Genomic DNA, 9,843 nt, shown 5'->3' on the forward strand with positions numbered 1-9,843 from the left:
AGGTCGGCGACAATGGTCTATTTCATCAATGACATCATTACCGGGGCTTTGATCGGCCTTCTGTATTCGCTGGTGGCCATGGGCTTTGTTGTGATTTACCGCGCCAGCAAGGTGTTCAACTTCGCGCAGGGCGAGCTTGTGATCATCGGCGGGTTCATCGTCTGGTTCACAACGATGCAAGCGGGGCTTAGCCTTTGGTTGTCGATACCCCTTTCGCTGGTTCTGGCCGGGCTGGTCGGGTACGCAATCGAACGGATTTTCCTGACAAAGCTGATCGGTGAATCGGTTTTCTCGATGGTCATGGTCACCGTCGGCCTTTTGATCCTGCTGCGCGGTTTGGTGCTGCTTGTGTTCGGTCCCGCGGTAAGACCCTTCCCGATCATTTTTCCGCTGAAACCCTTGTTCCTCGGCGATATGTTGATCCCGATGAACCTCCTGATAGGTGGGATCATCACCATTGTCGCGGCCGTCGGCCTGTCGTGGTTCTTCAACCGGACCCGGTCCGGCCTCCGTATGACCGCTGTGGCGGAGGACCACGTCGTAGCTTCCTCGATGGGCATTTCGGTGAAAGGCTCGATTGCCGTTGCCTGGGTTCTCGGGGCAATCCTGTCCACAATTGGTGCGATGATCTTTCTCAGCGGCAAATCGCTGACCTTCCTGGCCTCGGATATCGGGTTCGCGGCCCTGCCGGTGGCGCTCTTTGCCGGGCTGGAATCCATCGGCGGGCTTATCCTGGCAGGAATAATCATCGGCATCGCGCAGAGCTTGACCACCAACTACCTTGATCCGTTGATCGGTGGCTCGCTCGGCAGTGTCGTTCCATATATCATAATGCTTGCCATTCTGCTGATCCGGCCGACCGGCCTGTTCGGCTGGCGCACAATCGAACGGGTGTAATCCATGGATCCTTCTGGCGTATTCCCGACAAGCTATCGCAGTGACAGACGTTTGATCCGAACGCGCTGGCAGTTTCTGGCCCTCGTCGTATTCATGGCTCTACTGCTGTTGGCGCCTTACCTGGTGAGCAGCCGTATCATCGCTATCCTGAATATGATGATGATCAGCGCCGTCATCGCCGTCGGGCTTCAGATCTGCACCGGCTATGCGGGCCAGATCAACCTGGGTCAGGCGGCGTTCATGGGGGTCGGCGCCTATACGGCCTCGATACTGGCCTCGAAGACCGGCCTTACGTTTCTGCTGACCATTCCTCTGGCCGGGCTCTCGGCTGCGCTGTTCGGCTTTCTCTTTGGCTTGACCGCGGCGCGGATCAAGGGGTTCTATCTGGCACTGACCACGATTGCAGCTCAGTTCCTGTTCCACTTTGCCGTATTGAACCTGCCGTCAACCTGGCTGGGTGGATCGAACGGTATCACCGTGCCCCCGGCCGAGCTTTTCGGGCAGCGATTTGTCAGCGAATCTTCGCAGTTCTATCTGAATTTCGCCGTGACCGCGATCATGGTGGCGGGCGCGTTCGGGATCGTTCGGTCACGCTTCGGCCGTGCCTTCGTGGCGGTCAGGGATGATGACGTGGCCGCGGGTATAATGGGGATCAATGTCGCGGCCACAAAGGCAAATGCCTTCCTGATCGGCGCTTTCTATGCGGGCGTCGGCGGGGCGCTTTGGGCCTATCTGATCCGCTTCGTGGGGGTAGACCAGTTCACCCTGTTTCACTCGATCTTCTTCGTCGCGATGATCATCGTCGGCGGGATGGGTTCAATCGTGGGGGCCCTGATCGGCGTCTTCATTATCCGCATCATCCAGGAAATTATCGCGACGGTCGGCCCCAATATCGCCGACTCGGTATCATTCCTTGGCGGTGACATCGTGTTCGCTGGCATGAATGTCGTTCTTGGCGGCGTGATCGCATTGTTTATGATCCTCGAACCCAAGGGGCTGATGCACCGCTGGAACATCCTGAAGTCGTCATACCGTATCTGGCCGTTTCCTTACTGAGAAATAGAGCGGCTCTAAACCTGGGAGGAAGAATATGACTTACCAATCGAATCGAGGTCTTCGCGGCTTACTGGCAGCGGCTGCCTTGGCGGCCGCGGCGACCATGCCTTTGAAGGCGCAGGCCGAAGAGACCTATAATCTGGCCCTGCTGTCGGACTTTTCCGGCCCTTATGCTGACATCATGCCCATCCTGGCAGGCGGACGCGAAGCTGTGTTCACCTGGTGGAATGAAACCCGCGGCAAGGAACTTGGCGTCACGCTGAACTACAAAAACTACGAAACCCGCTATGACGCGGCACAGGTGGCAAGTCTCTGGCCCGGGATCAAATCGGAACTGGACCCGATTGCGGTTGTCGGCCTCGGCGGGCCTGACGTCGCGGCCCTTTCCGAACGCCTGCCGGAAGACAAAATCCCGATGTTCATGGCCACAGCGGCCTACGGTTTTGCCTGGCAACCGGATGCCTGGATTTTCAACCCACGTCCGACCTATTCGCACGAAAGTGTCGGCTTTCTAAACTGGATGCGTGAACAGCGCGGAGGAGACGAACCGCTCAAGGTTGCGATCCTCGCCTCCGAAGCATCGCCTGCCTATGTCGACATGGCAAAGGGCCTTGAACTCTATGCCGAAGAGCACCCCGAGGAGATCGACCTCGTCGAGGTCATCTATACCGAAGTTCAACCCACCGATCTGACGGGGCAAATGCGCCGCGTTGTACGAGCCGGGGCCGAGGCGCTGGTAATCCAAACGAACACCTCTATCGTGGTTGCCGCGAAACGTGGGCTGCAGGCCAACGGGGCGAACATCCCGATCATGATGAGTTCGCATAACGGGCTTCCAGCCTCGGGTGGCGCGCTTGGCGGGCTTGAGCAAATGGAGGGGGACTTTGAAGCCTACGGCATGGCGATTGCGGCCGATGAGGACACTCCCGCGCGACAATTCTACGAGACATTGGTTGCCGATTACGGACTCGAAGCACCTTGGAACGTCGTGACCGCAATGGGCGTATCTCAGGGTCTCTATACCGTGACCGTGATCGATCACGCGATCGAGGCGAACGGCGCCGAGGGCCTGACCGGAGAGATGGTACGTGAGGCGCTTTTTGCCAAACCGATCACCACCGAAGAAACCCATGGGTTCCTGCCGACCTTGTCCTTTACGCCAGAAGCACCGTTCCCATTGGAAGGCCTCAAAGTGAATGTGGGCACCGTCAAAGATGGGAAAATCACCATCGCGGCAACGGGTGTCGACGTTCCGCAAGTTGAGAAATGGTGAATTAATCCGGGCGCCGCAGTCGCGGCGCCCGTTCTGATCCTTAGCCCCGGGCAATATGACCATGCTGGAACTCAACAACGTAGAGGTGACATATTCCGACGTCATCCTGGCGCTCAAAGGCGTGTCCATGACAGTCCGTGCGGGACAATGTGTTGCTCTGCTCGGTGGCAATGGCGCAGGAAAAAGCACGACGCTTAAAGCCATCTCGGGAACGCTCAAATCCGAGGATGGAACCGTTTCGGCGGGGTCCATCGTTCTGGACGGAACTCCCATTCAGAACATGGAAGCCTCGGAAGTCGTGAAGAACGGTCTCATCCATGTGATGGAAGGGCGGCGCGTTTTGCGGCATCTGACGTCAGAGCAAAACCTGATCGTCGGCGGGCACATGGTGCCCAACTCCGCCGAGCTGAAAAAGCGCTTGGACCATGTTTACACCTTGATGCCCCGGCTTGCGGACCTGCGCAACCGCACCTCTGGCTTCATGTCTGGTGGCGAACAACAACTGCTGCTGATCGGCCGGGCCATGATGGCCAGCCCCAAGATCATCGCGATCGACGAACCGTCGTTGGGATTGGCCCCGATGATGATCCGGGATGTTTATGAAGTGCTCAAGCAGCTCAAGTCAGAAGGCACGACCTTCTTCCTGGTCGAACAAAACAGCGCCGCGGCGCTATCGATCGCCGACTATGCCTATGTGATGGAGAACGGCCGGATCGTGATGGACGGCCCTGCCGACAAGCTCGCTGACAACGAGGACATCAAGGAATTCTATCTCGGCGTCACCGCATCGGGCGAGCGCAAAAGCTATCGAGATATCAAACACTATCGCCGCCGGAAGAGATGGCTGGGCTGAGGAGAAGGAATTCATGAGCACCATCCTGGATATCAAGGGCCGCACCGCGCTGGTGACCGGCGCCGGACAGGGCGTGGGCCGGCAGGTCGCGCTTTATCTGGCGGAACATGGCGCAGGCGCTGTTGTGATCAATGATTTTCACGCCGATCGGGCGGAAAGCGTTGCCGCAGAAGTTGAAGCAGCTGGCGCCAAGGCATTGCCAATCGCCTTTGACGTCTCGAACTTCGAGGCGGTCGGCGCAGCTTTCGCCGAGGCGCAATCCGCGTTCGGCGGCGTGGATATCCTGGTCAACAACGCCGGGAACGCGGGGCCGACCTCGCGGCTCGATGATCTGGTGCCCTTCTGGGACTCAGACCCATCGGAATGGAAGCGCTGGATGGCGACCAATTTCGACGGCGTGTTGAACTGCACCCGTCACGCAATGCCCCTGATGGTCAAGGGCGGCTATGGGCGCATCGTGACAGTCATCTCCGACGCGGGCCGCGTGGGCGAGCCGCATCTGGCGGTCTACTCCGGCGCCAAGGCCGGCGCGGCCGGCTTCATGCGGGCAATTGCAAAAGCCGGTGGTCGGTTCGGGATCACCGCGAATTGCGTCGCCTTGGGGGGCACAAGAACTCCGGCTGTCGCCGACCTGATCCCGGATGCAGAGACCGAGAAGCGGGCATTGTCGCAATACGTGATCCGCCGTCTGGGCGAGCCGGAAGACCCCGCCGGAATGATCCTGTTCCTCTGCTCGGATGCTGCCAGCTGGATCACCGGTCAAACTTATCCGGTGAATGGCGGGTATTCTTTTGCCTGCTAGAGCCGCCATCGGACGGCTGCCGCCTCTAGTTGGAGCTGTCCGAAAAAACGCTGTCATTATCTGCCCCGAGCTCGGGGGGCAGATCCGGTATCGCGGTTTCGAAACCATCGAATTTCAACGGCTGGACAATAAAAGTCTCGGCCTTGCCGCCGTCATGCGTAATCTTGCGCAGCAGCTGGCGCGCACGCACATGGGGGTCGTCCAACGTTTCGACCAGGGAATTGACCGGACCCCATGGCACCCCCGCCTTATCCAGAAGGTCGCCCCATTCGGCGCGCGTCTTGTTGACCAAAATCGCCGCGATTTCTTCGCGCAGCGCGGCCTTGCGGGCGACACGGTCGCGGCCTGTCAACGGCGCAAGATCCGCCCTGTTGATCACATCGCAGAACGGTTTCCAGAACCAGTCCTCATGCGCGATGGACAAGGTCAAGAGCTTGCCGTCTTTGCAGGTGAACACGCCATAGCCCGGCTCGGCGATAAATTCGCCCAGCGGTGTTCCATTGGCGGCGGGAACGAGGAATGCGGTCAACATCGAAACCACCGCATCCGACATGGACACGTCCACGTAACGCCCCTGCCCTGTGCGCTGGCTCGACACCACCGCCGACAGGATTGCGATCGCCGCGAACAACGCCGCGCCAACATCCGCAAGGGGGATCGGCGGCACAGGGCCGGGCTGCTTTGCATCGGCCTGATCGGCCAGCAAACCGCCAACCCCTTCATAGCTCAGGTCATGGCCAGCCCTGTCACGATAGGGGCCGTCCTGCCCGTAACCCGAAATCGATACATAAACCAGCCGCGAGTTGACACTACGCATGTCCTCGAAACCGGCACCCAAGGCCGCAAGCTTGCCAGGGCGGAACCCTTCGACGATGACATCCGATTCCTTGGCCAGTTCGCGAAACCGTGCCAGCCCCTCGGCCGATTTCAGATCCAACGCAACGCTGCGCTTGCCTCGGTTCAGTGCCCGGAACAAGGGCGGAAATTGCCGGGCCGGATCGCCGACACCCGGTCGTTCGATCATGATCACCTCGGCTCCCATGTCGGACAACAGCATTGTGGCATAGGGACCGGGAAACTGTTCGGCAAGGCTGAGAATTTTCAGGCCGGCCAGGGGTGCAGTGCTCATATCAATCTCCAGCTCTTTTGTTTTCCACGTGCGGGTCCGCCCGAGTGCAGCGCAAATCGCCGCAAAAGACAAGGCGAAAAACCAATAATATGTATAATTATCAGGAGCTTAGCATGAGTGAAGCAAAGCAGACGCTATTCGTTGAGCGGGTCGCAAAAACTGAATGGATTACCTTCCAGCGCACCGAACAGCTCAACGCAATGTCAACGCAGATGCTGCGCGAGATGGCGGCAGCACTGGAATCGGCGCTGGCCGACGATGGGGTGCGTACAATTGTCCTGACCGGCTCTGGCCGGGCATTCTGCGCCGGTGCCGATCTGAAAGAAGTTGCTGGCGCCAAACATGCACCAGGCGAGCCGGATCTTCTGGATCTTGTCGATCACACGTTTGGGCTGATGCGACATGGCCCGAAACCGGTGATCGCCGCAGTGAACGGGCTGGCGATGGCGGGCGGTTTGGAAATGGTGATGGCCTGCGATCTGGTCTTTGCCGCCGAAAGCGCGCAACTGGGCGACGCACATTCCAACTTTGGCGTCTTTCCCGGGGCCGGCGGTGCGGCGATCCTGCCGCGTAGGATTGGCCTGAACCGCGCGAAATACCTGCTGTTCTCGGGCGAGAACGTTTCGGCACGGGACATGATGGACTGGGGACTGGTGAACAAGGTCATCGCGGACGAAGACCTGCGACAAGCGGTGCAGGCCTTTACCGACAGGCTGGCAGAAAAAAGCCCGGCGGTCTTACGCCGCATGAAGACGGTTGCCAATCGGTCGCTGGACGTGGACGAAACCGCCGCGCTTTCCGAAGAGATGCTGAACCTGCGCGCGCACATGCGATCCTGGGACATGCACGAGGGTCTGTCGGCGTTCAATGAAAAACGAAAACCGCAGTTTCGCGGATACTAGGTCAGGAGGACAAACGATGCAGGACATTTACATCGTTGGCATCGGGATGACGCCGTTCGGAAAGTTCCGGGACAAAACCATCAAGGACATGACCGGCGAGGCCGTCGCCGCCGCGCTTTCCGATGCCCGAGTGACGGCAGATCGTATCGACGGCGCATTCTTCTCGAACGCGGTGCAGGGCCACATGGAGGGCCAGCACATGATCCGCGGCGAAATCGCGCTGCGTGAAATGGGCATTCAGGGCATTCCGGTGGTGAATGTCGAAAACGCCTGCGCCAGCGCCTCGACCGGGTTCAAACTGGCAGTCGATTTCCTCAAGGCCGGCAATGGCGACTGCTGTCTCGCCGTGGGCGCCGAAAAGATGTATTCTGACGACCGTGCGTTGATGTTTTCGGCCTTCGACAGCGGCTGGGACGTCAGCAACAGCGAAGAGGTCGCGCAACGGCTGGCCGATCTGGGTGCAGGGGTCGAGGAACCCGAAGGATCGAAATCGCCCAAGCCCTACAGCGTGTTCATGGATGTCTACGCAGGCTTCGCCCGGCTGCACATGAAGACCTTTGGCACAACTCAGGAACAGTTCGCCGCCGTCGCCGCCAAGAACCATGCGCATTCCGTGCATAATCCACTGGCGCAATACCGAGAAGCCATGAGCGTCGATCGGGTATTGGCCGCGCCGCCGATCACCTATCCGCTGACCCTGCCGATGTGCGCCCCGATCTCGGACGGGGCCGCTGCGGCCGTTTTATGCACCGGCGAGGGGATAAAACGTCTGGGCCTAGATCCCGCGCGCGCGATCAAGGTCAAGGCCGCGATCCTGCGCTCGGGCACCGATCGTCCGCCGGAAGATTACAAGAACCACCTGACCCGGCTTGCCGCGCTTGAGGCCTATGAACAGGCCGGGATCGGCCCCGAGGATATATCGGTGGCCGAAGTGCATGACGCCACGGCCGTGGGCGAAGTGATCCAGATCGAGAACCTCGGATTTGTCGAATTCGGCGAGGGCGGTCCCGCCAGTCTGCGCGGCGAGACAAAGATCGGTGGACGCATTCCGGTGAACCCCTCGGGCGGGTTGGAATCCAAGGGCCACCCGGTCGGTGCCACAGGGATAGGGCAGGTTTTCGAACTGGTCACGCAACTGCGCGGCGAAGCTGGCGCGCGTCAGGTCGAAGGGGCAAAGAACGCCATCGCCGAAAACGGCGGGGGGTTGCACGGGGTAGAAGAAGCGGCCGCCTGCGTCACCATTCTGGGCCGTTGAAACAAGGAGACGAACCATGGAAAACGTGATCGCCGCCGCTCAGGCAATCTATACAGATGAGCAACGCATGTTGCTGGAAAACTTCCGCAAGATGGCCGAGGCAGAGTTCGCGCCGCTGGCCGAGAAATACGAGAACCTCGGCCACCCCCCCGATGCGAAAACCCTGAAGTCCCTGTTCGCCAAGGTCGAGGAATTCGGGCTGATCAGCGGCCTGATCCCCGAAGAGGACGGCGGTGCCGGAATCGACCGCATGACCTATGGCATCCTATACGAGGAACTGGCCCGGATATGGGCCGATCTGGCAATCGCGGTGCTGATTCAGGGTCATGCCGTGTTCGCGGTCAACCTCTTGGGAAATGTGGCGCAGAAAGAGGCCTATCTGAAGCCGCTCCTGCGCAGCGAACGGATCTGTGCCACCTGTATTTCCGAACCAGAGGTCGGTTCGAACGTACGCGAGGTCAAGACACGTGCGGACCGCGAGGGCGATAAGATTTTCGTCACTGGCCAGAAGCTCTGGATTTCCAATGGGGCCCAGTCGGATTTCGCCATCGTTGTCTGCAATCTGGACGACGGTATTTCCATGGTCATCGTCGACCGCGATACCGGCAACTACGAGAGCCGCGAATTGCGCAAGCTGGGGCTTATCGGTGCATCGACCTGCGAATTGTTTTTCGACCGTGCCGAAACCAGCGCTGACCATGTTCTGGGTAATGCAGGCGGCGGCCTGTTCCAGACATTGAAACTGTTTGAGAGCGCTCGCGTGTTTGTCGGCCTGACGAGCATTGGCATAGCGCAGGCGGCGTTGGAATGTGCCGTCAAATATGCGCAGGATCGCCAACAACATGGTAAGCCGATCGGCGGGCACCAGTTGATTCAAGGCTACTTGGCCGACATGGCCACGCACCTGGATGCCGCGCGCCTGTTGTGCCAGCGCGGGCTGCAACTTCTGGACCTGGGCGTGCGCTGTGACACCCAGACCTCGATGGCGAAATGGTATGCAACCGAAATGGCCGTCGAAATCGCCGGCAAAGCGGTGCAGATCCACGGCGGCAACGGCATCACCAAAGAGTTCCCCGTTGAACGGCACTTCCGCAATGCAAAGGTCATGCCGATTCCCGATGGCACCACCGAAATCCAAAAACTGGTCATCGGGCGCAACCTGACCGGGCTTAACGCGTTCTGAAATCGTGACTCTAAGAATTGCGGCCGGGGATTCCCGGTCGCCTTATCGTAGGCCCCCGGTCCGGGGGGGCGGCCAACGGATCATGCCCCAACCGGCGCTGCGGGACGCGTTTGATCAATGCCTGTCCCGCGTCAGTGGCAAAAAACTCACGGTTCAGGTCGGTTTCGATATAACCGGGGCAGATGGCATTCACCCGGATGCCATGCCGCGCCCATTCAAGCGCCAGAGACCGGGTCAGTTGAATCAGCCCTTCCTTGGACGCGGCATAGGCGGACACATGGCTGGCCACCCGTGTGCCCAGAATCGAGGCGACATTGACGATACAGCCCCCGCGTCCGGCATCAATCATCGCTTTGGCGGCGATACGTGGATACGTGGGTAGTGTCCCGGGAGATGGTGTAGGAACTGGCGTCCACCTGCTTCTTCATAGCTGGTGCTGCTCGTTCACTGCGCGGCGATCATCGTCGCCGCGCCGGTATCGTTGCACACGGCC

The 9,843-nt window shown here is 59.7% G+C and carries 10 protein-coding genes; 8 read left to right on the forward strand and 2 right to left on the reverse strand.

The genetic code is table 11. The annotated features are described in order from the left end of the window. The first annotated feature begins 12 nt into the window (after positions 1 to 12). The 5 genes from KJP28_RS18460 to KJP28_RS18480 all read left to right on the forward strand — a co-directional run bounded on the left by KJP28_RS18460 (position 13) and on the right by KJP28_RS18480 (position 4,881). Positions 13 to 897, forward strand: coding sequence for a branched-chain amino acid ABC transporter permease (locus tag KJP28_RS18460; protein WP_028288586.1), 885 nt, complete (start codon positions 13 to 15; stop codon positions 895 to 897). 123 nt (positions 898 to 1,020) lie between these two features. After that, positions 1,021 to 1,953: a branched-chain amino acid ABC transporter permease gene (locus KJP28_RS18465; protein WP_336245362.1), complete on the forward strand. Its 933-nt coding sequence runs from the start codon at positions 1,021 to 1,023 to the stop codon at positions 1,951 to 1,953. Between the two features lie 34 nt (positions 1,954 to 1,987). Further along, positions 1,988 to 3,226: an ABC transporter substrate-binding protein gene (locus KJP28_RS18470; RefSeq protein WP_051630972.1), complete on the forward strand. Its 1,239-nt coding sequence runs from the start codon at positions 1,988 to 1,990 to the stop codon at positions 3,224 to 3,226. A 61-nt stretch (positions 3,227 to 3,287) separates the two neighbouring features. Beyond that, positions 3,288 to 4,079: an ABC transporter ATP-binding protein gene (locus KJP28_RS18475; RefSeq protein ID WP_028288589.1), complete on the forward strand. Its 792-nt coding sequence runs from the start codon at positions 3,288 to 3,290 to the stop codon at positions 4,077 to 4,079. A 13-nt stretch (positions 4,080 to 4,092) separates the two neighbouring features. Next, on the forward strand, positions 4,093 to 4,881 hold the full coding sequence (locus KJP28_RS18480; RefSeq protein ID WP_028288590.1) for an SDR family NAD(P)-dependent oxidoreductase: 789 nt from the start codon (positions 4,093 to 4,095) through the stop codon (positions 4,879 to 4,881). A 25-nt stretch (positions 4,882 to 4,906) separates the two neighbouring features. Here the strand turns inward: KJP28_RS18480 and KJP28_RS18485 are convergent, their stop codons facing one another. Continuing rightward, on the reverse strand, positions 4,907 to 6,010 hold the full coding sequence (locus KJP28_RS18485; protein WP_036540260.1) for a CaiB/BaiF CoA transferase family protein: 1,104 nt from the start codon (positions 6,008 to 6,010) through the stop codon (positions 4,907 to 4,909). A gap of 113 nt (positions 6,011 to 6,123) precedes the next feature. Between KJP28_RS18485 and KJP28_RS18490 the strand changes: the two genes are divergently transcribed. Genes KJP28_RS18490 through KJP28_RS18500 form a run of 3 tightly spaced genes read left to right on the forward strand, consistent with a single transcriptional unit; the run spans position 6,124 to position 9,350 of the window. Then, positions 6,124 to 6,912 carry an enoyl-CoA hydratase/isomerase family protein gene (locus tag KJP28_RS18490; RefSeq protein WP_028288592.1) on the forward strand — a complete coding sequence of 263 codons (789 nt, stop codon included), beginning with the start codon at positions 6,124 to 6,126 and terminating at the stop codon, positions 6,910 to 6,912. A gap of 16 nt (positions 6,913 to 6,928) precedes the next feature. Then, positions 6,929 to 8,167, forward strand: a complete 1,239-nt coding sequence (locus KJP28_RS18495) for a thiolase family protein (RefSeq protein ID WP_027264384.1) — start codon at positions 6,929 to 6,931, stop codon at positions 8,165 to 8,167. Between the two features lie 16 nt (positions 8,168 to 8,183). After that, a complete protein-coding gene (locus KJP28_RS18500; RefSeq protein ID WP_142494837.1) occupies positions 8,184 to 9,350 on the forward strand; it encodes an acyl-CoA dehydrogenase family protein in 1,167 nt (388 codons plus the stop codon). Positions 9,351 to 9,360: 10 nt separating this feature from the next. On the opposite strand, the gene KJP28_RS18505 is transcribed toward KJP28_RS18500, so the two are convergent. Next, the gene (locus tag KJP28_RS18505; RefSeq protein WP_268987217.1) at positions 9,361 to 9,714 is read right to left on the reverse strand and encodes an SDR family NAD(P)-dependent oxidoreductase; all 354 of its coding nucleotides are present in this window, start codon (positions 9,712 to 9,714) and stop codon (positions 9,361 to 9,363) included. Positions 9,715 to 9,843: the final 129 nt, after the last annotated feature.

The organism is Maritimibacter dapengensis (assembly GCF_019218265.1).
GTDB classification, from domain to species: domain Bacteria; phylum Pseudomonadota; class Alphaproteobacteria; order Rhodobacterales; family Rhodobacteraceae; genus Maritimibacter; species Maritimibacter dapengensis.

What these genes read in the sequence shown, in the direction of transcription:
- KJP28_RS18460 (WP_028288586.1), top strand. Translation starts at nt 13, where the DNA reads ATGGTCTATTTCATCAATGACATCATTACCGGGGCTTTGATCGGCCTT.
- KJP28_RS18470 (WP_051630972.1), top strand. Translation starts at nt 1,988, where the DNA reads ATGACTTACCAATCGAATCGAGGTCTTCGCGGCTTACTGGCAGCGGCT.
- KJP28_RS18475 (WP_028288589.1), top strand. Translation starts at nt 3,288, where the DNA reads ATGCTGGAACTCAACAACGTAGAGGTGACATATTCCGACGTCATCCTG.
- KJP28_RS18480 (WP_028288590.1), top strand. Translation starts at nt 4,093, where the DNA reads ATGAGCACCATCCTGGATATCAAGGGCCGCACCGCGCTGGTGACCGGC.
- KJP28_RS18485 (WP_036540260.1), bottom strand. Translation starts at nt 6,010, where the DNA reads ATGAGCACTGCACCCCTGGCCGGCCTGAAAATTCTCAGCCTTGCCGAA.
- KJP28_RS18490 (WP_028288592.1), top strand. Translation starts at nt 6,124, where the DNA reads ATGAGTGAAGCAAAGCAGACGCTATTCGTTGAGCGGGTCGCAAAAACT.
- KJP28_RS18495 (WP_027264384.1), top strand. Translation starts at nt 6,929, where the DNA reads ATGCAGGACATTTACATCGTTGGCATCGGGATGACGCCGTTCGGAAAG.
- KJP28_RS18500 (WP_142494837.1), top strand. Translation starts at nt 8,184, where the DNA reads ATGGAAAACGTGATCGCCGCCGCTCAGGCAATCTATACAGATGAGCAA.